Genomic DNA, 19,242 nt, shown 5'->3' on the forward strand with positions numbered 1-19,242 from the left:
CTCCGATCAGTAGGTCTGGCGGAATGCGCGGCGGATGGTGAGCAGTCCGACGAGCCCGGCGAGGAAGAGGATGACGCCGACGGTCTGGCTGTAGCCCAGGTCGGCGGCGATGAACGCCTTCTGGTAGACGAGGAACGACAGGGTGGTGGACGAGCTGCCCGGGCCGCCCTGGGTGAGCAGCAGGACGTGCTGGGCGGACCCGAAGAGCGTCCACAGGAACTGGAGCATCGTCACGACACCCACGTAGTCGCGGATGACGGGGAAGTGGATGAGCCACATCGTGCGCCAGTGCCCGGCGCCGTCGAGCTGGGCGGCCTCGCCGAGTTCGTCCGGCACACTGCCGAGCCGGGCCGCGAACAGTACGGCCGTGAAACCGATTCCCGCCCACACGTCCAGCGCGATGAGACACGCCAGCGCGGTGGAAGGCGACGCGAGCCAGGCGTCGGTCAGCGAGCCGAGGCCCACGGATTCCAGAGCGCCGTTGGCGAGCCCGTCGGGGGACAGGGCGGCGTAGAACACCATGGCCTTCGCCGGGGTCGAGATGAGCCCCGGGATGAAGAGCAGATAGCGGATGACCCGGTGCCCCGGCGGCTTCTGCGCCACGTAGTAGCCCAGCATGTACGCGCAGACGATCATGATCGGCAGGGCGACGGCGAGCTGGACGGCGGTGTTGCGCACCGCGTCCCAGAAGACCGGGTCGTCGAGGACGGTACGGACGTTGCCGAGACCGGCGAACGACACCGGCTGCAGCATGCCGGGCCAGTGCAGGGCCGCGACCACGAAGATCGCGATCATCGGCCCGACCATGAAGACCAGGTACCAGATCAGGGCCGGTACGGCGAGGCCGGTGCCGCCCTGCCGGGGCGCGCGCCGTTCCGCGGTGGCGGTCGGCGGGCCGGGGCGGCGGACCGTGGTGTCGCCCGGTGTGGGCGTCAACGTCGTCATGCGGTGACTCCGATGGACTCGGGCGAGGGACGCGAGGAGCGCGGCGGGCGCGGGGGACCAGGGCGACCAGGGGGACTCGGGGGAGAGGTCAGGTGGCTCATGCGGAGTGGTACGCGGCTTCGAGTGCGGTGCGGACCTTGGTGGCGGGGGTGCCCCGGGTGAAGGACGTACTGGTCGCGGTGATCAAGGGCTGGGTCGCCGCGGGCGGCACGTACACGTCGGGCAGCAGGACCTGGCTGACGTCGTCCCCCAGCCGCTGGGCCGCCGCGACCAGCGGGAAGTCCGTACTCACCGTGCTGGAGCGCAGCGCCATGTCCCGGCCGCTCTCCTTGATGAACCGGGAGACGGTGTCGGGGCGGTACATGAACCGCAGGAACTTCTCGACGGCGTCGATCTTCTTCGTGCCGTTCGGACTGATCCAGAACCCGATCAGCGTGTACGTCCGCAGGATCGTCGGCAGCTCGTGCGCGGCGCCCTCGGCGAGGGGCCAGCCGCCCACGTCCGTGTGACGGGCGACGGACTCGGGCACCTTCGCGAGGGCCGACGACATCGCGGACTGGATGGCGGCTGACTGCGTGTTGTACTGCGTGGTCATCAGGTCGGAGGTCAGACCCTGTGCCTTGTCGACGAACACCCCGGCGTCGCGGAGCGCCACGAAGTAGTCGATGCCCTCCTTCGCGCCCCTGCTGCCGCTGAAGTCGCCGGTGGAGTAGACGTGCCGGGCCTCGTTCTCACTGAGGAAGGTCTGGATGATCTGGGCGAGGAGCTTCTGCCCGGTCCAGTCGTTGCCGCCGGTGGTGACGGGGCCGATGCCCTTGGCGCGCAGTTTGCGGGCCGCGGCGATCAGCTGGTCGCCGGTGACCGGGATCTCGTCCACGCCCGCCTTGTCGAGGAGCGAGCGGTTGTAGGCGACGGGCCAGTTGGTGGCGAAGTAGGGGAAGGCCCGCAGCCTGCCCTTGCCGTCGGTCCACGCGTCCAGGGCCACCGGGAGCACCCGCTCGCGCAGCCCCCAGTCGTCCAGGTAGTCCTTGACGTCGACCGTGGCGCCGACGTCCGTCCAGGCCAGGGTCTTGTCGTAGAGGTTGACCATCACGACGTCCGGCTCCTTACGGGCCAGCCGGGAGGTCTCGTAGACCTGGGCGAGGTCGTCGCCGTTGACGAGGTTCTTGACCTTGAGCCCCGGGTTCTCCTCGCGGAAGCGGTCCAGGGACGCCAGATAGGTGGGCGAGCCCGGCGCGGTGGTGCCCAGCTGGCTGTGCACGACGAGCGTGTCGGGGTCGGAGTCCGCCGCGGCCAGCGCGGAGCAGCCGGACAGAGCGGGCAGGGCGGTCGCGGCGGTGAGGCCGGTACCGGCGGCGAGGAAGCCGCGCCGAGTCAGCGGTGAGCGCACAGCGGGGTGTCTCCAACCCTGGAGGTTAACGAGTGGTTAATCGATGTACCTGCGGAAGTGCGAGGACTTTAGGAGGGGTTCCGCGTGGGGTCAAGGCCTGGAGGAATCCGGAAGGGCCCGCCGCTTGGGGGAGGGGCGTCCGGAGGGGTGCCCCGACGGGTGCCCCTCCGGACGCCCCGACGGGCGCGGGGGGTGCGCTCTTGACAGGGGCGCACCCTTGCGACGTACTTTCATTGCGCAACCACCTAGTGCGGGAGTCACCTTGAGGGCGTCACGCGTCAGGCCTGTCCGCAGCGCGGTGCCGCTGCCGGTCTGGACGAAGCGTCGGCACGTCGACCTGTGCCGGACGCATGGCGCGCTCTGTAGCTGACCCCTTGCTCCGGAACTGACCGCGGTTCCGGCTCTCCCCCTGGCAGACCCGCGTGTGCCGCGTGTTCCGCGTGCCCGTGTGCCCTGCGTGCCGGGCCTGTCCCGCGTGCTCGGCGTCTCCCGGGGGTCCGGGTGTCCGCGTGTCACGTGTCCGCGCGTATCGCGGGTTGCCGCAGCTTCGCTCGGCCGCGTTCGGCCGCCCCGGACCGGTATGTCCGGTTACAGCGGTGTCCGGTCCGTCATATCCGGATCGACATGTCCGGATCGGCACGTCCCGGCCGGTGGGTCCGGACATGCGGCGCCCGGACATACCGCGCCCGGACACCCGCGCGCGCCGCAGGAAAATCCCCCGCCCTCAGACGTCACCGGTCCTGGTCCGGGGTCGGCGTCGGTGTCGACCTGACCGTCGGCACCGATACCGGCAACGGTCCCGGACCGGTGGGAATGGACGATTCGTGAGCGCAGAACGCCCCAGGACGCTGAAGACCGTGACCGGAGCAGGCGGCACGTCCGAGACCTACGACCTGGCGATCGACCCGACCCGATCGACTCTGGACACCGCCGTGCGCGTGGCGAAACTCGCCGAGGCCGCGAGGATCGACGCCCTGTTCACCGCCGATCTGCTCAGCTTCGGTGCGCAGGGCCCGATCGGCTCGCAGGAACCGCTGGTCTTCGTCTCGGCGCTGAGCCAGGTGACCTCGCGGATCGGCCTGATCGCCACGGTCTCGACGACGTTCCACCATCCATACAACCTGGCCCGGCTGTTCGGCACCCTCGATCACGTCAGCAACGGGCGGGCCGCCTGGAACCTGGTGACCTCCTCCATCGGTGAGGAGAACTTCGGCCCCGGCGACCTGCCCGGCCCCGAGGAGCGTTACGCGCGCGCCGCGGAGACCCTGGAGGTGGTCAACGCCCTGTGGGACAGCTGGGAACCCGGCGCGCTGACCGTCGGCGCGGACGGGAAGGCGGTGCTGCACCACGACCGGGTGCATCCGATCGACCACTCGGGCCCGTTCTTCACCGTGGCCGGACCGTTGAACATCCCGCCACTGCCGCAGCGGCGCCCGGTACAGATGCAGGCCGGTCAGTCGGAGGCGGGGCAGGCGCTGGGCGCCCGGTACGCGGAGATCGTCTTCACCTCGCTGCCGACCCTGGACATCGCGGTGGACTTCACCCGGAAGATCCGGAGCCGGGCCGAGCGGTTCGGACGGGCCGCCGGACTGCCGCTGATCTTCAGTTCGCTGCATGCCACGTACGGCTCCACCGAGGAGGAGGCGCGGCGGCTGGTACGCGAGAAGCGGGAGTCGATCGACTTCGAACGCGGCCGTACCCAGGTGGCCGACATGCTCGGCGGCGGCGTCGACCTGTCGGAGGTCCCGCTCGACTCGAAGCTGCCGGAGAGCCTGCTGCCCGACATCACCTCGGTGAACCGGCGTCGGGGCCGCGTCGACATCTTCACCGGGTACGCGCGACAGGGCTACACCTTGCGGGAGCTGATCGTCGCCGCCCAGGACACCGGGCACTGGGCCGCCGCCGGAACGCCCGAGCAACTCGCCGACGCCGTCGAGGAACGGTTCCGGGCGGGTATTCTCGACGTGATCACGCTGAGCGGCCTCGCGGACCCGCAGCAGCACGACTTCGCCGTCAACGGCCTGCTGCACGAACTGCGCAAACGGAAGATCGTCGCTCCCGACTACACCGGGACCACGCTGCGCGAGAACCTCGGACTGGAACTGCCGGCCCGGGTGCCCGCACCCGCCCGGGTCTGAACCGACCGGGTGACCGAGCAGTAAGCGGTCGTGCCCGCCCGCCTCTCCGGGGGCGGGCAACCGGGCGGCCGGTCCGGCTGCCGCCGCCACCGCCGATTCCCGCCTCCGGTCGCGCTCACCGCCCCCGGTAGCGCTCACCGCGCGGGGTCGTGCTCACCGTGCGGGGTCGTGCTCACCGTGCGGGGTCGCGCTCAGCGCGCCCGGTCGCTTCGTGCTCCCATAAGGGCGGCCAGGTGGCGCAGTGAGTTGCCGAGGTGCTCGGGGCCGAACGGCGGGAACCGGATGCCCCGCTGCCGGATGTGCGGGGGTACCGCCGACCAGTCGTACGAGAGCGTGACCTCGGTCTGGGGCGGGCTGAGCGCGACAAGGTCGTAGCGCCAGAGCCAGCCGCCGAACTCCATCTCCCCGTCGCCCTTCTGCTGTCCCGTCAGCCATCCGATGCGGCGCGGTGGGTCCAGCACCTGGACCTTGTTGACGACCTGGTAGTCACCGTCCGGATGGCCGGCGTGATACATGTCCATCCGGAAGATCTGCCCCAGTTCGGTGAGCGGCGCCCGGTCAGCGGACTCCTGGACCCAGCCGGTGCCGTCGATCGCGGAGTGCGTCGTCGGGTCCGACAGCACCGCGAACACCCTCGCGGCGGGCTCGGCGATGGTCAGGGTGGCGCTCACGTTCTCTCGGTCCATGGCGTGCACGCTCCTCGTCGTCTCGTCTCGTCCCGGGCCTTCCGCGAGAGAGGCACGAGGATGTTCGCGGAAAGAGGGGGTTTCCGACATGTGGACGACGTGACGGGGCGGAACTCATCGGCCGTCCGAGAGGGCCGGCCCCCGCCCGGCTCGGGCGAGGGGTCCACCTGCTACTGGTCAGGTGCCACACCGGGTTCGCGGACCCCGCCGGGTTCGACCGCCTCGCCTGGTTCAACGGTCTCACCGGGTTCGACGACCTCGCGGGTGTCCGGCTCGTCGGTGACGTCGGTGACGTCGGTGACTTCGGCGGCTTCGGGCGCGGAGACCACAGCCGCCCCCACCGCCCCCGGAGCATCCGTCAGCCCCGTCAGGCCTGTTGGCTCCGTCAGCTCCGTCACCGTGGGCGGACTGCCTTTCAATAACGGCACCGGATTCACCGTGGCCGCCGAGCTGTTGCGTCCCTTGCGTACCTCGAAGTGCAGGTGAGGACCCGTGGACCGCCCCGTGCTGCCGGACAACCCGATCCGCTGGCCGACCGCGACACGGGCACCCTCGCCGGCCTGCCGTTTGTCCAGGTGGGCATAGAGGGTGAACACCCCGCCGGAGTGGGCGATGATGATGTACCGCCCGTACGACACCGTCAGGTCCACCGACCTCACGACCACCCCGGCGGCGGAGGCGAGAACGGGCGTGCGCTTCGGGGTGCGGTAGTCGACCCCGGTGTGCTGGGTGCGATAGTCCCGCCCGGTGAAACCGCGGCTGATTCCATGGCTGCCCCGGAAGGGCTTGTAGAGCGTGGGCATGGCGACCTCCAGTCGCTGAGGCGGGTGGTTCTTCCGCCCCGCACGGTGCCGCGCCCGCCGTCCCAGGCAGCTGGGGCAGGTGTTCCTCCAGGTCCGGGGCCGGCCACCTGCCCCGGACTCGTATGCCGAACAGGGAACCCGGCCGAGCCCGTGCCTGTCATGCCTTTACCGCGCGGCGCGTCCGCCGGCTCCGCGGAACCGAGGGAGTGCGCGGGCATCCCAGTAGGGGACGGCCCGAAGCGATTCGGCCCGACAGCGTGGGGGAGTGGCCCACGCCTCGTCCTGACCCTGACCCTGATCCTCGCCCTGATACTGATACTGGTCCCGATCTCGCTCCTGTTCCTGCCACGCCGCGCGGCAGGCTGGCTGCTGGCCCTGCTGTTCGTGGCGACGGTGGCTTTCGCCGAGCAGTGGTTCGCGGCGGCGTTGATCGCCGCGGGCTGGGTGCTGGCCACGACCATCGCCACCGGCATCACCCGCACGCTCTGGCGCAGGCAGCAACGCAGGTAGCAGCACAGGTCAGGTTGCGGTGAGAGGGCCTGCGCCGGGCGCAGGCGCCCCGCACGCGTCCGGGGCAGGGTCAGTCGTGATGGCGGCCGTGACGACCGCTGTCGTCGTCGGCGTCACCGTGGTCGTCGTCGGACTTGGTCCGTGACCGTGTGATCTCGCCGCTTGCCCGGTCGACGTGTACGTCGTACCGGGTGCCGTTCTTGCGGATCTTCACGCTCCACACCGTGCGGCCGTGTTCCGTTTCGGCCTCGACCTCGGTGATGGTTCCGCTGCCCACATGGGAGAGCGCGATCTCCCCGGCGCGTCGGCTGCCCACGGAAGAACTCGGGTGGGTGGGCGAGGCCGTGGCGGATCCGGCCGTGTCGTCGCCGGCCGTCGGAGCCGTGCTCGGCGCCCCGGAGGCGGGTCCGGACGAGTCCGTAGCCGTAGGTGTGGCCGTGGCCGTGGCCGAGGTCGACGTCGAGGGCGAGGGCGATGACGTGCTGCGGGAGTGTGACGCGTCGTCGCCTCCGCCCGCGAGTGCGGTGCCGGTGATCGCGGCGACGAGTGCTCCCGAGGTGAGCAGGACGAGTGATGCGCGCTTCATGGCGAACCTCCTGTGAATGGCTGGTGGTGAGGAGAGGTTCGCGCGGGCCGCGGTAGGGCCGCGCTGCGGCAATGCTAAGAGCGGCCTAAGCGGCCGATGAGCCGGCCAAGGGGGCCACCGGGGCCGAGGTGGTCATCGAGAAGAGGGAGGGGTGACCGGGGGCCTGGGGGGTCCCAGTTCCAGGGTCACGTGGGCACCGCCTGCCCGTCCGGTCGTCAGGGTCATGTCGCCACCGCTGGACTGGGCTGCCCGGCGGGCGATGTCCAGGCCCAGACCGGTGGATCCGCCGAGGCTGGCGCCCCGTCGGGCCAGGTCGGCCGAGAGCCCGGGGCCGTCGTCGGCCACGGTGAGTACGGCTCCGCCGCCGGGGCGGGGTGACAGGCTGACGGAGAAGGCGGTTCCGTCGGGGGTGTGGGCGAACACGTTCCCCAGCAGCGCGTCCACGGCGGCGGCGAGTTCGTCGGCGGGGACCCCGACCGGCAGAGGACCCTCCGTCGTGATGTCCAAGGCGACGGCCCGCCCGGTGTCCTCGGCCAGTACGGTCCAGAACGCCACCCGTTCGCGGAGCGCCGAGGCCGCCTCGCACTCCGCGTGCGTATGCGGGTCCGCTTCCGGGCGGTGCCGGGCCTCGCTGATGAGGCCGGTGACCGCCCGTTCCATGGCGTCCACGCGGGCGGTGATCCGGGCGGCGTCGGTGCCGGTCAGTGATTCGGCCTCCAGCCGCAGGGAGGTGAGGGGCGCGCGGAGCCGGTGGGAGAGGTCCGCGACCTGTTCGCGTTCCTCGCGCAGCAGTTCCTGGATCCGGTCGGCGAGATGGTTGAGGGCGCCGGCGACCTCGCGCAGTTCCGGCGGGCCGTCGGGGCGGGCGCGGGCGGTGAGGTCGGCCCGTGCGAGCCGGTGGGACACGGCGGACAGATCCGCGATGGGGCTCACCAGGGCGCGGCTGAGGCGGTCGGCCACGAGCAGGCCCAGCAGCAGGAGCGCGACGCCCAGACCGGCGAGTACCAGCCAGGCCTGGGTGACCCCGCGGGTCAGTTCGGCGGCCGGCACGAAGGCGCGGATGACGGCGGTGCCGTCCGGGCGGCCGAGCACGGCCACGACGATCTCGCGTCCGTCGGCCCGCTCCACGGTCCGGCTGACCCCGGCCAGGGCGGCGAGCCGCACGGCACCGGTCCGCGCCACCGGGGTGCCCAGGACCGACCCGTCGGCGAGGAAGACGGTGAGCGGGCCCCGGGCCCCGGCGGCGACGTGTTCGACGCTGGTCCGCAGGGTCGTCGGGTCCGCGGTCCCCACCAGCGAGACGAGGCTCTGCGCGTCCGCACTGGCGGCGACGGTGGCGCGGTCCTGCGCGACCGTACGCAGCAGCAACGCCAGGGGCACGACGAACGCGAGGAGCGCCAGGCACATGGTCGCCGCGACGAGCAGGGTGAGACGGCGTCTCATGCACGGTCCGCGGGCGCGCTCAGCCTGACACCGACACCTCGTACGGTGTGCAGGTAGCGGGGTTCCTGCGCGCTCTCACCGAGTTTCCGGCGCAGCCAGGACAGGTGTACGTCCACGGTTTTGTCGGCGCTTCCGTACGGCACCCGCCACACCTCGGTGAGCAGTTCCCGCTTGCTGACGACCTGTCCCGCGCGGCCCGCGAGATGGTGGAGGAGGTCGAACTCGCGGGGCGTGAGGTCGAGTACGGTTCCGGCGAGGCTCGCCTCGCGGGTACCGGGGTCGATGCGCAGTTCGCCGACGACGGTGGCGGCAGCGGGTTCGCGGGAGTTGGTGCCGCGCCGCAGCACCGCCCTGATCCGTGCCTCCAGTTGGGCGGCGGTGAACGGCTTCACCACGTAGTCGTCGGCACCCGCGTCGAGCCCTCGGACGATCTCCGCCTCGTCGTCGCGCGCCGTCGCGATGATCACCGGGACGGGGCTGACCGCCCGCAGCATGCGCAGCAGTTCGATGCCGTCGAGATCCGGCAGACCGAGGTCGAGGACCACGAGATCGGGACGCTCGTCCAGCGCGGTCTGCAGCCCGCCCATCGCGGTGTGCGCGGCGGCGACGGCGTGGCCGCGCTCGCGCAGGGCGCGGATCAGCGGTGTCCGTATCGTCGGGTCGTCTTCGACTATCAGGAGGTGAACCACAGCAGGCACGCTATCCGAGCAGTCGGGCGGGTCCGCGCTGTTAACCATCTCTTAGGTTTCCCCGGTGCTCTCCTTATCCGCGGCCGGGGCATAGTCGTACGCATGCCCTCCCGCACTCTTCTCGCTCTGGCCGGCTGGACGGCCGCCGCCGCGGCCGCCACGCTCACCGGCCTGGCCGCCGTCGAGATCATCGGGGACGGGATCACCGGCTCCTCCGACGGCACGACGCTCAGCTCGGAACAGGTCGAGCGGCAACTCGACGCGGCGAAGGCCTCGGCGTCGTCCGGCCCGGGCGGCGGATCGACCACCACGACACCGAGCGCGACTCCCACTACCGAGACAACGACGCCCGGACCCACGTCGACGCCCCCGTCCCCGTCCACATCCACGACCGCGCCCGCCGCCACCGCCACGGAGGTGAGGAAGACCTTCTCAGCTCCGGGCGGCACGGCGATCGCAACCTGCGAGGGAACGACCGTACGGCTGCTGTCGTGGGCCCCTGCCCAGGGGTACGGGGTGAAGAGCGCGGACCCGGGCCCCGACGACGAACACGCCGAGGTGAGGTTCGAGGGCACCGCGGGCAAGGTCGAACTCCGCGTGCGCTGCACGGACGGCCACCCCACCGGATCGTGGAAACGAGACGACTGACGCGGCGCGGCACGCCGGGGTGGCGACGGACACGCGTTCAGCGTGTGTCGCGGGTGCCTCTGGAGACGAGACGGCGGAGTCGGCCGCGCTGATGCAGCGCGACGGAGCCGACAGCGAGCACGGCGCCAGTGGTGAGGCCCGCACCGATACCGATGTCCCAGCCGGAGGGACGCGCCGCGGAGACACCACCGCCCACGCCGGCACGCGCGCCGAGTGTGGGCAGGGCGGGGGAGGGGGTGCTTGAGGCCGGGGTGGTGAGGGTTGTGGCGGTACGGCGGGGCAGGACTTCGCAGGCGGTGCCGTCGTCCGGGCCCTGGTCCTCGTCGAGCCGGTTCGGGTCACTGCGGTCCTGGTCGTACACGGCCTGCGCGTCTTCCTGGTAGCTGAAGTTGCGGCAGTCGAGGTCCTGGGCGTGGGCGGTTCCGGCGAGTGGCGCGATGGACACGACGGCACCGGCTATGCACGCGAGAAGGGCGCGGCTCGGCATGAGGTTCCTCCTACTGGCCGGGGTGGCCATCGCGTCGACACTAGGAAGAGACGGGTTCGGCGGCGCGAGATGGTGGGCCGGACGAGTGGCCGCACGGGTGGCCGGGGCATCGGCTCGACGGCTGTGCCGGATCCACCGCGGGTGGAGGCAGCTCGGCCCGCACTGCACCCGTACTCCCACCCAGACTTCCACCCGTACCTCCACCCGTGGGTCCAGGTGTGTGAGACCCGGGGACGACAGTCTTGGGGGCATGACCACCACCGACTGGATCACCGATATCGCCCTCGTACTCGTCGTCTTCCGGCAGTTGCGGGAAGGACGTCTGGACCTCAGGTCCTATCTGGTCCCGCTGGGGATCGTGGCCTTCGTGGCCTCGCAGTACCTGCACACCGTCCCCTCCGCGGGCAACGACCTGGTGCTGATCGGAGCGCTGGTCGCCGCCGGCGCGGCGCTCGGCGTCGCGGGTGGCGTCTACACCCGGATCCGCGGCGCCGACGGACACCTCTTCATCAAGGCAGGCGCCGTATCGGCGGTCCTGTGGGTGCTCGGCATGGGCGCGCGCATGGGGTTCCAGGTGTGGGTCGACCACGGCGGCGCCGACGACGTGGGCCGGTTCAGTGCCACCCACGACATCACCACCAGTCAGGCCTGGGTCGCCGCCTTCGTGCTGATGGCGCTCACCGAGGTGGTCACCCGCCTGGCGACGATCTTCGTCAGGAGCCGTCTGGTGATACGCGAGCCGCAGCTCCCCGCGGGCCCGCGGCCCGCCGCCGCAGCCCTCGACCGTACGGTCTGACCGTGGGCTATGGTCGCGGCGTGTCCGCATCAGTGAGTGGCCCGCACCCCGGGCCGGCCCCCGACCGGGAGCCCGGCCCCCGGGTCGTGCCCCGCCAGGACCCCCGTCTGCAGTGGGCCGTCACCCTGGCGGTCGTCGTCGCCGCGTTCGTGACGGTCCGTCCGTTGGACACCAGCGGTCGCGGCCTGCTGGTGGCCGCCCTGATCGTGGTCAACTCCGTGGCCCTGCTGGCGCGGCACCTTCCCGAAGCCACGCTCCCGCCCCGGATCGCGCTCCTGTGGCTGACCGCAGGTGTCGTGGCGGCCGCCGCTCTCATCGGCGTCAGCAGTACCGGCTCCGGCTACCTGTTCGCCTACTTCCTCGTCGGCCACATCGGCTACCGGCTCCCCCTCAGGCAGGCCCTCTCCCTCGCGGCTCTGACCAGCCTGCTCTGCACCGCTGTCCTGTACTTCCGCCTCGGCCCGGGCCACGAGGCACTGCCCTGGGCCCTCGGCCTCACCATCGGCGCTCCGGTGGTGGCCGGGATCCTCAGCCGCAGCAGACAGCGCGCCATGGAGGCGATGCTGTCGTCCGCCGAGTCCGCCGAGCGGGCCGCCCGCGCCGAGGCCCGTACCGCCGTACTCACCGAACGCGGCCGTATCGCCCGGGACGTCCACGACGTACTGGCGCACTCGCTGGCCGGGATCAACATGCAGTTGGAACTGGCGGACGCCCTGCTCGACACCGGCGACCTGGAGAAGGTCCGGGCGGCGAACGACAAGGCACACAGCATGGTCAAGGAGAGCCTGAAGCAGGCCCAGTGGACCGTACACGCGCTGCGCGAGGACGCTCTTCCGCTGCTCGACAGCCTGAGCGCGATGGTCGAGTCCTCCGGCCACCGTGACGCCCTCACCGTCACCGGAACCGTCCGTGAACTGCCGGCACAGGTCACCCAGAACCTGCTGCGCATCGCGCAGGAGGCGCTGACCAACGCCGCCCGGCACGCGCCGGGCGGCCACGCCGGCGTGGAGCTGACGTTCGGCGCCGCGTCGACGACACTGAGGATCCGCAACGGCCCCGCGACCGGCGAGGTGACCGCGGGCGTGGGCAGCGGAATGGGGCTGATCGGGATGCGTGAGCGCGTCGCCCTGCTGGGTGGCACCATGACCGCGGGCCCCGTCACCGAGGGCCCTGACCGAGGCGGCTGGCAGGTGGAGGCGGTGATCCCGGGATGAGTGAACCCACAGACGACTCACGGCGGCTGAGGGTGATCGTCGCCGACGATCAGGCCGCCGTCCGTGAGCCGCTCGCCGCGGTGCTCGGCATGTCCGAGGACATCGAGGTGGTCGCCGCCGCGGCGGACGGCACCGAAGTGCTCGCCGCCGTGGCCGCCGCGCCGGCCGACGTCGTCCTCATGGACCTGCGCATGCCCGTGATGGACGGCATCGAGACGACCCGCCGACTGAGCGAGGAGCACCCGCAGATCGCCGTGGTGGTGCTGACCACCTTCGCCGACGACGAATCGATCCTGGCCGCGCTGGGCGCCGGTGCCCGCGGCTATCTGACGAAGAACGCGGGACGCCAGGACATCGTCCGGGCGATCCGTGCCGCCGCCGCGGGACAGGCCGTACTCGACCGCGAGGTCCAGGACCGTCTCCTCGCCACCGCCCGCGCCCGCCCGTCGGCCACGGAGCGGGTACTTCCGCCGGACCTGACCCGGCGCGAGCGTGAGGTGCTCACCCTCATCGGCCAGGGCCTGCCGAACCGGGCCATCGCCGAGAAGCTCTTCATCAGCGAGGCCACGGTCAAGTCCCACATCAACAACCTGTTCGCCAAGGCCGGCATCCGGGACCGCCCCGACGCCGTACGCCGAGCCATCGCGGCGGGCCTGGCCTGACCCCGAAGGCCCGTACAGCCGTATTCCGTACAGCCGTACAGGGTCTGCGTGTTGAGTCCACTCACTCGGCCGGGACCTGTTTCGGTGTGTTTCGGTGCGGTACGACGAAGACCCAGTCGTAGCCCTCATGCGTACGCGGCTCGGGTTCGCCGGCGTCGTTCCCGGTCGGCAGGACGAACTTGTAGGCCTGGATCCCCCCTCCGGGCCGACATCTCGTCCTGGACCCTGCCGAAAGCGGCGCCGACCGGCCGACCACGACCCCCGGCCGACCGCTAGCGCAGTTCCTGTCCCGCCGCCCAGCCCGGAGCGTCGAGGTTGATGGGCGAGTCGCCGACGAATTGGGCGAGCTGCGCTTCCAGCTCGGCGAGTTCGGCGGCGCCCAGACGCACTTCCCAGCGGGCCCGCACCTCGTCGAAGATCTCCGTGCCCGCGGTGATCAGACCGATCCCGTGATCGGTGATCCGGATGTTCTTGCGGCGGCTGTCGGCGGGGTCGGTCTCGGTGGTGACGTACCCGCGTTCGACGAGCGCGGCGATCGTCTTCGCCGCGGCCTGCTTGGTGATGGCGAGTCTGCGGGCCAGGTCCGAGGCACTGTCGGCGCCGGCTCGGATGGCCCGGATCGCGTACTCGTGCGACGGCCGGGCGTCGGGGTATCCCCGGGTCGCCAGCTCCCGGACCACTTCGTCCACCAGATTGCGATAGCTGCCCAGGAGCAGCAGGGCGAGATCGGCGCCGGATCGTGAGGACATGACCACAGTCTAGGTCTCCCCCGATCTGGACAACCAGGTTGACCAACACTACAGTCAACCTGATTGTCTATCTTGGGGGTCATCGCATGACCAGCTCTTCTGTCACCGCCTCGCCCGCCGTGGCGGGCGTTACGCACCACACCGCCGAGGTCAACGGCACCACGTTGCACTACGTCTCGGCGGGCGACACCGGCTCCCCGATCCTGCTGGTGCACGGGTGGCCGGAGACCTGGTGGGCCTTCCACGACGTCATCCCGCTGCTCGCCGCCACCCACCGGGTGTTCGCCGTCGACCTGCGCGGCTTCGGCGACTCCGGCATCGCCGACGGCGACCACGACGTGGCCACCATGGCGGAGGACCTGCACCGGCTGGTCGCCCACCTCGGCGTCGGGCCCGTGCACGTGACCTGCCAGGACATCAGCGGCGGGCCGGTCTTCGCGTTCGCGGCCACGCACCCCGGCGACGTCCTCAGCTTCACCGGCGTCGAGACCACCCTTCCGGGGTACGGCTGGGAGATGCTGGCCGACGTGAGGAACGGCGGCTCCTGGCACGTGGGATTCCTGGCCGCCCCGGGAATTCCGGAGCTGTTCCTGGCCGGCCGCGAGCGAGTGATGCTCGACTGGGCCGTCTCGGCGATGACGACGGTGCCGGGCGGGGTCACCGAGGCCGACCTCGACGAGTTCGCCCGCACCTACGCGCGGCCGAACGGCTGGCGCGGCACCGAAGGGCTCTACCGTTCCTCCCTGACCGGCGGCGACCGGATGCGGGCACTGGCCGAGTCGCGGCCGCTGACCGTTCCCGTGCTCGCCGTCGACGGCGTCAACGCCCCCTTCACCGAGGGGACGATGCGCCAGGTCGCCGGCGACGTCACCGCGGTCACGATCCCGGACGTCGGGCATTTCGTCGCGCAGGAGGCGCCCGCCGCCTTCGCCACGGCGGTCGGCGACTTCGTCGACCGCGTCGACCGGAACCGCTGAACGGCCGAGTCCCCGCACGTCGCTTGGAGGCATCCTGGGGATGTACCTGCCGGCCGTCCTGGTCGACCTGGCGACCTGGCGAACTGGCGGTGACTCTTCGTCCTGCCGGTCGTGCTCGTCCTCTTTCTCGACGACGTCACCCGGGAGTTCGGCACCGCGCTCGGTGTCACGCTCCTCGGAGCGGTCCTGACCGCCGGCTGCCGCAGTGCCATCGACTCCAGGCTCGCCGGGGCACCGGAAGCCGACGCCGACCGAGCCCGGGAGGGCGTCACCAACGCGCCCACGGCCGCCGACGGGGCCGACCAGCACGGGCGGGCGCTGGTCCGGGCCGCACAGGAGTCCTTCGACGGCGGCTGGCAGCAGGCCATGTGGGCGGGCGCGGCGGTGTCAACGAGACCGGCTCCCGGACCGCCCCACCCCCCACCGGCACCCACCGCCACACCCACGGCATCGTCCTACGGGCACGGCGCGCGGTGTCCGCACGGCGCCACCGCCTTCATGGGCCGTCCTGCTGGGGGCCCCGACCGCGGGTGTGTCGTCGAAGGTGGCCGAGAGGGGGATGTGGTCCAGTGCGGTCAGCCGCAGCAGGTGCCGGATGCGCGGCTGGTCGCTGATCAACCGAATACCGCCGTCGCGGGCACGGGCACGACGGTGGGCGCGGCTGAGCAGGTCCAGTCCGCTGGAGTCCATGAAGGACACCGGCCGCAGATCGACGATGACGTGCGGAGCGGGCTGCGCGGTCGCGGCGTCGAGATCGCCGCTGATCTCGCCGACGGTGAAGACGTCGATCTCTCCGTGGAGTTCGACCACCGTGGCCTCGCCGCGCGCAAAGCAACGAGCATGGGCGCCGGGCAGCTCTGTACGGGGCAGAGGGTGGGAATCGTGCAGCGGCATGAGGGCCTCACCAGGAACGTCGTCCGGGCCTCCGTACACTGCGGCACGGCAATGCGGAGGCCGCGCTGATCGGTTGCTGCAGGCTCACGGGGTCCAGGTCGCCTCACTCGCACGGTAGGGCGCGGCGGACACGCAGAAACGATATGCCTGTCCACTGGATCACTCGATCGAATGAATGATGGCCGAGTGGCTTGCGGTGAGTCTGTGGCTCCGTATCCGCGCGGCAGCGTGGCTCACGGCACCGCGGCACCGCGGCGTCTACGGCGTTTGCGGGGTGGGCGAAGAAACTCCGAACCGGGAGGCATAGACCGTCAGGGGTCCGCGCGTCCTTGTGTGCGTTGGGGAAGGGGAGGGCCCATGGATCCGCAGGACCACGAGAGATTCCGGGACTACGTCGAAAGCCGGTGGAGCACTCTGCTGCGTCTGGCGAACCTGCTCACCGGCGGCGACCGGCACGAGGCCGAGGACCTGGTGCAGACCGCTCTGATGAAGGCGCTGAGCCGCTGGCGGCACATCGAGGACCCGGAGGGCTACGTACGCAAGGTGATGTACCGGCAGCAGATCAGCCGGTGGCGTCTGCGCCGCCCGCATCGCGAGCCGACGTTCGCGACGCCGCCGGTGGACTTCGGCGTCGCCGACGGCACGTCCGCAGCCGACCTGCGGATCACCGTCGGCCAGGCGCTCGCCCGGCTGACGCCTCGGCAGCGCACGATGCTGGTGCTGCGTTACTTCGAGGACCTGTCCGAGACGGAGGTGGCGGCCGCGCTCGGCTGCTCCGTGGGCACGGTGCGCAGCACCACCCACCGGTCACTGGCCCGGCTGCGCCGTCTCGCGCCGGAGCTGAACACGTCGGAGTTGGACACGCCGAAGTTGGACACGCCGGAGCGGGCCGCGGCCGTCGTCCCCAGCAGCAACCTGCCGAAGGGAGCCCACACATGAACGGCGACCAGCTCGACCGCGTGATCCGGGACGTCCTGCACGAGTGGACCCCGGACGACCCCGGCGCCCCCGCGGGCGTCGCCGACCGCATCGTGAGCCGCCATCGGCGACGCAACCTCGTGCGGGCCGCCGGAACGGTCCTCGGCGTCGCCGGCATCACCTTCGGCGCGGTCCTCGCCACCGGTGCGGGCGACGGTGACGGGGCGCCACAGCCCGCCTCTCGGGTCAGCAAGGAGAGCAGGCTCCTGTGGCAGACCACCTTGCCCGGCACGTCCTGGGACGCCTGCACCACGGGTACGGGTGCCGTCTACTGCCGTGGGGTGGGGTACGACGGCATCGGCGTGGACGCCCGTACCGGAAAGGTGGCGTGGCGACAGAAGGCCCAGGAGGCCGACGGGGACCGTTCCCCGGCGGGGTCACTCCCCGGGGTCCGCGACGGCGTGCTGTACACGTATGCCGATCACAAGCCGGGGGCCTCCCAGGCGGGTACCGATCTCGTCGCTCTCGACATCGACGGACAGGACGTGCTGTGGAAGCACGAGTTGGCCGACGACAGCCGTAACAGCTCCTCCGCCGTGCTGTTCGACGGCGGGGTCCTCGCCAACTCCCCGACCTTCAAGAGTGTCGTCGCGCTCGACGACAAGTCGGGCGAGCCGCTGTGGACGTACTCGTGGAAGAAGGCCGACTGCGAGCGGACAGCCGTCGGTGGCGTCCCCTACCTGATGTGCTCGCCCGACAGTGACAAGGCCCCTCAGCGCAGCACCGTCGTCCGGCTGGACCCGGAGACCGGCGCGCCGGAGACCGTCGCGACCGTCGAGGGCCAGACCGCCTATATCGGCACCGACGGGGACGCCGTACTGCTGGGCGGTATGGCGGGCGGACAGAAGTTCTTCGGCGACGCGGGTCCGGCCGACCTCATCCGCGTCGACCTCGGCTCGGGCAAGGTGTCGCAACACCGCGTCGACGCACTGCCGATGGGCCCGGTCGCGGACGGCACCGTCCTGGTGACCGGCAGGAACGGCAAGGTCACCGCGTACTCCGCCGAGAGCGGCCGACGGCTCTGGGCCGGCGAACTGGGGCTGGAACTGCGGAAGCAGCCGGGCGATCCGACCATGCGGGAGCTGCCCTCGGCCGCCGTGGTGGATCTCGACAGCCGGGTGGCGTACTACCTCGCTCCGTCCGGGCAACTGGTGGGTCTTGACCTGGACAGCGGCGCGGTGCGCTGGCGCGGCGCGGTCGACGTGCCGAAGAGTCCGGTGGAAGCCGGGATCGCCCCCGAGCTGATGCTCTACGACCAGGGGCTCGTCGGCCAGGTCGGCGGCGAACTGTTCCGGATCGAGCCGAAACCGGCCAGGACAGGCTCGTAACCGGATCGCGGGAAGGCCGCGTGGGACCCGGCGGGGGAACCCGGGTCCCACGCGGCCGCGGTGTGGGGCATGCGGTACGCGGTACAAGGCATGCGGTGCGAGGCATCATGTCGCGATACAGCGCTAGTCTTCTCCTCGCGCCGCTGACCGCGTGGCGTGGAGACGTTCGACCGGACCAGGACGGAAGCATGTCGGAAGAGATCTCGCCCACCGGTAAGCACGCCGGCCCCGGTTCGTCGCCCGAGTTGCGTGCCTCGCACGCGGACCGGGACCGGGTGGTGGACGTGCTGCGTGTCGCGGCGGGCGACGGCCTGCTGACCGCGGACGAGTTGGACGAGCGGCTCGAAGTCGCCCTGTCCGCAAGGACCTTGGGCGAACTGGCCACGCTCACCGCCGACCTGCCGCCCACGGTGGCCACGGTCGGCGGGACCGGAGCCGAGGCCAAGGACGTGGTGCGGATCGAACAGGTCTTCAGCGGCGCGGTCGAGCGCGTGGGGCGCTGGGTGGTACCCCGGAGGCTGGATCTCGCCATCACCTACTGCGAGGTGACACTCGACTTCACCGAGGCGGTGATCACACACGACACCTTGCGGATCGACGTGGCCATGACGGGGAAGACCCTGACGCTGGTCACGAAACCGGGCGTCGTGGTCGACCTGGACGGTCTGCAGCTGGTGCACAGCAGGGTCAAGTACCGTCAGCCGCCCGCGAATCCTGATACCCCGGTCGTGCTGCGGGTGGAACTGGTCGGCCAGAAAGCCCATGGCCGCGTGGTCATGCGGCCCGCGCGCCGGACGTTCGGACAGTGGCTGCTGCGCAAGCCCGCGTCCCCCTCCGCGGGTGGGTGACTCGGTTCGGTTGATCCCTCACAACGGCAATGGTTTCGGGATCTTGTCCTGTTGCTCTCTGGTGGTAGGCGGTTTCGCCGTGTAGCGTCTTCCTCAGATGTCGTGGTTCGCAGTACCTGCCCGCGCTCCGGTGCGGGCATTTTGCTGTGCAGTGCAGGACCAGGGCGATCACCTCCGGGCTCGCGTTGTGTGGGTCCGTTATCGACTGGAAGGCACGAGCATGGCCAAGGGAACTGTGAAGTGGTTCAACGCCGAGAAGGGCTTCGGCTTCATCGAGCAGGAGGGTGGCGGCCCGGACGTCTTCGCCCACTACTCGAACATCAACGCCTCCGGCTTCCGTGAGCTGCAGGAGGGCCAGGTCGTGAACTTCGACGTCACGCAGGGCCAGAAGGGCCCGCAGGCGGAGAACATCACCCCCGCCTGATCCCACAGCCGGACGTCGGCGGCCCCCGGAACACCTGTTCCGGGGGC

21 protein-coding genes are annotated in these 19,242 nt (G+C 71.1%); 11 read left to right on the forward strand and 10 right to left on the reverse strand.

What is annotated here, in order from left to right; translation table 11 throughout:
• Positions 1-6: 6 nt before the first annotated feature.
• Together IE278_RS01305 and IE278_RS01310 are read right to left on the reverse strand one after the other, a co-directional pair.
• Entirely contained in the window at positions 7-945 is a 939-nt protein-coding gene (locus tag IE278_RS01305) for a carbohydrate ABC transporter permease (protein WP_189767839.1), read from the reverse strand.
• A gap of 97 nt (positions 946-1,042) precedes the next feature.
• Positions 1,043-2,335: an ABC transporter substrate-binding protein gene (locus IE278_RS01310; RefSeq protein WP_189767841.1), complete on the reverse strand. Its 1,293-nt coding sequence runs from the start codon at positions 2,333-2,335 to the stop codon at positions 1,043-1,045.
• An 824-nt stretch (positions 2,336-3,159) separates the two neighbouring features.
• On the opposite strand from IE278_RS01310, the gene IE278_RS01315 reads away from it, so the two are divergent.
• Positions 3,160-4,473, forward strand: a complete 1,314-nt coding sequence (locus tag IE278_RS01315) for an NtaA/DmoA family FMN-dependent monooxygenase (RefSeq protein ID WP_189767843.1) — start codon at positions 3,160-3,162, stop codon at positions 4,471-4,473.
• 191 nt (positions 4,474-4,664) lie between these two features.
• On the opposite strand, the gene IE278_RS01320 is transcribed toward IE278_RS01315, so the two are convergent.
• Positions 4,665-5,159, reverse strand: a complete 495-nt coding sequence (locus IE278_RS01320) for an SRPBCC family protein (RefSeq protein WP_189767845.1) — start codon at positions 5,157-5,159, stop codon at positions 4,665-4,667.
• Between the two features lie 170 nt (positions 5,160-5,329).
• The gene (locus IE278_RS01325; protein ID WP_189767847.1) at positions 5,330-5,962 is read right to left on the reverse strand and encodes a M23 family metallopeptidase; all 633 of its coding nucleotides are present in this window, start codon (positions 5,960-5,962) and stop codon (positions 5,330-5,332) included.
• 159 nt (positions 5,963-6,121) lie between these two features.
• On the opposite strand from IE278_RS01325, the gene IE278_RS01330 reads away from it, so the two are divergent.
• The gene (locus IE278_RS01330; protein WP_189767849.1) at positions 6,122-6,472 is read left to right on the forward strand and encodes a hypothetical protein; all 351 of its coding nucleotides are present in this window, start codon (positions 6,122-6,124) and stop codon (positions 6,470-6,472) included.
• A gap of 70 nt (positions 6,473-6,542) precedes the next feature.
• On the opposite strand, the gene IE278_RS01335 is transcribed toward IE278_RS01330, so the two are convergent.
• From IE278_RS01335 to IE278_RS01345, 3 genes are all read right to left on the reverse strand, one after another.
• The gene (locus IE278_RS01335; RefSeq protein ID WP_189767851.1) at positions 6,543-7,058 is read right to left on the reverse strand and encodes a PepSY domain-containing protein; all 516 of its coding nucleotides are present in this window, start codon (positions 7,056-7,058) and stop codon (positions 6,543-6,545) included.
• Positions 7,059-7,190: 132 nt separating this feature from the next.
• Positions 7,191-8,501 carry a sensor histidine kinase gene (locus IE278_RS01340; protein ID WP_189767854.1) on the reverse strand — a complete coding sequence of 437 codons (1,311 nt, stop codon included), beginning with the start codon at positions 8,499-8,501 and terminating at the stop codon, positions 7,191-7,193.
• The gene (locus IE278_RS01345; protein ID WP_189767856.1) at positions 8,498-9,190 is read right to left on the reverse strand and encodes a response regulator transcription factor; all 693 of its coding nucleotides are present in this window, start codon (positions 9,188-9,190) and stop codon (positions 8,498-8,500) included. The genes IE278_RS01340 and IE278_RS01345 overlap by 4 nt, the downstream gene beginning before the upstream one ends.
• Positions 9,191-9,292: 102 nt before the next feature.
• Between IE278_RS01345 and IE278_RS01350 the strand changes: the two genes are divergently transcribed.
• Positions 9,293-9,838 (forward strand): septum formation initiator, encoded by a 546-nt coding sequence (locus tag IE278_RS01350; protein ID WP_189767858.1) that lies wholly within the window; start codon positions 9,293-9,295, stop codon positions 9,836-9,838.
• A 37-nt stretch (positions 9,839-9,875) separates the two neighbouring features.
• Here IE278_RS01350 and IE278_RS01355 read toward each other — a convergent pair whose 3' ends face one another.
• Positions 9,876-10,325 carry an excalibur calcium-binding protein gene (locus IE278_RS01355; RefSeq protein ID WP_246569666.1) on the reverse strand — a complete coding sequence of 150 codons (450 nt, stop codon included), beginning with the start codon at positions 10,323-10,325 and terminating at the stop codon, positions 9,876-9,878.
• 250 nt (positions 10,326-10,575) lie between these two features.
• Here IE278_RS01355 and IE278_RS01360 point away from each other — a divergent pair, with 250 nt between their 5' ends.
• The 3 genes from IE278_RS01360 to IE278_RS01370 are packed head-to-tail and all read left to right on the forward strand — an operon-like array spanning position 10,576 to position 12,997.
• Complete coding sequence (locus tag IE278_RS01360; protein WP_189767860.1) at positions 10,576-11,121, forward strand: hypothetical protein; 546 nt, start codon at positions 10,576-10,578, stop codon at positions 11,119-11,121.
• 2 nt (positions 11,122-11,123) lie between these two features.
• Positions 11,124-12,335: a sensor histidine kinase gene (locus IE278_RS01365; protein ID WP_373311855.1), complete on the forward strand. Its 1,212-nt coding sequence runs from the start codon at positions 11,124-11,126 to the stop codon at positions 12,333-12,335.
• Positions 12,332-12,997 (forward strand): response regulator, encoded by a 666-nt coding sequence (locus IE278_RS01370; protein ID WP_189767862.1) that lies wholly within the window; start codon positions 12,332-12,334, stop codon positions 12,995-12,997. Before IE278_RS01365 ends, IE278_RS01370 begins: the two co-directional genes overlap by 4 nt.
• A 272-nt stretch (positions 12,998-13,269) precedes the next feature.
• Here the strand turns inward: IE278_RS01370 and IE278_RS01375 are convergent, their stop codons facing one another.
• Complete coding sequence (locus IE278_RS01375; RefSeq protein WP_189767865.1) at positions 13,270-13,746, reverse strand: MarR family winged helix-turn-helix transcriptional regulator; 477 nt, start codon at positions 13,744-13,746, stop codon at positions 13,270-13,272.
• A gap of 86 nt (positions 13,747-13,832) precedes the next feature.
• Here IE278_RS01375 and IE278_RS01380 point away from each other — a divergent pair, with 86 nt between their 5' ends.
• Entirely contained in the window at positions 13,833-14,723 is an 891-nt protein-coding gene (locus tag IE278_RS01380; protein WP_189767867.1) for an alpha/beta fold hydrolase, read from the forward strand.
• Positions 14,724-15,110: 387 nt separating this feature from the next.
• Here the strand turns inward: IE278_RS01380 and IE278_RS01390 are convergent, their stop codons facing one another.
• On the reverse strand, positions 15,111-15,617 hold the full coding sequence (locus tag IE278_RS01390; protein ID WP_189768991.1) for an STAS domain-containing protein: 507 nt from the start codon (positions 15,615-15,617) through the stop codon (positions 15,111-15,113).
• A gap of 357 nt (positions 15,618-15,974) precedes the next feature.
• Between IE278_RS01390 and IE278_RS01395 the strand changes: the two genes are divergently transcribed.
• From IE278_RS01395 to IE278_RS01410, 4 genes are all read left to right on the forward strand, one after another.
• A complete protein-coding gene (locus IE278_RS01395; protein WP_189767869.1) occupies positions 15,975-16,556 on the forward strand; it encodes a SigE family RNA polymerase sigma factor in 582 nt (193 codons plus the stop codon).
• Positions 16,553-17,923: an outer membrane protein assembly factor BamB family protein gene (locus tag IE278_RS01400; RefSeq protein ID WP_189767871.1), complete on the forward strand. Its 1,371-nt coding sequence runs from the start codon at positions 16,553-16,555 to the stop codon at positions 17,921-17,923. The genes IE278_RS01395 and IE278_RS01400 overlap by 4 nt, the downstream gene beginning before the upstream one ends.
• A gap of 188 nt (positions 17,924-18,111) precedes the next feature.
• Positions 18,112-18,771 carry a DUF1707 SHOCT-like domain-containing protein gene (locus IE278_RS01405; protein ID WP_189767874.1) on the forward strand — a complete coding sequence of 220 codons (660 nt, stop codon included), beginning with the start codon at positions 18,112-18,114 and terminating at the stop codon, positions 18,769-18,771.
• Positions 18,772-18,991: 220 nt separating this feature from the next.
• Entirely contained in the window at positions 18,992-19,195 is a 204-nt protein-coding gene (locus IE278_RS01410; protein WP_107014587.1) for a cold-shock protein, read from the forward strand.
• Positions 19,196-19,242: the final 47 nt, after the last annotated feature.

The organism is Streptomyces tauricus, assembly GCF_014650955.1.
Taxonomy (GTDB): domain Bacteria; phylum Actinomycetota; class Actinomycetes; order Streptomycetales; family Streptomycetaceae; genus Streptomyces; species Streptomyces tauricus.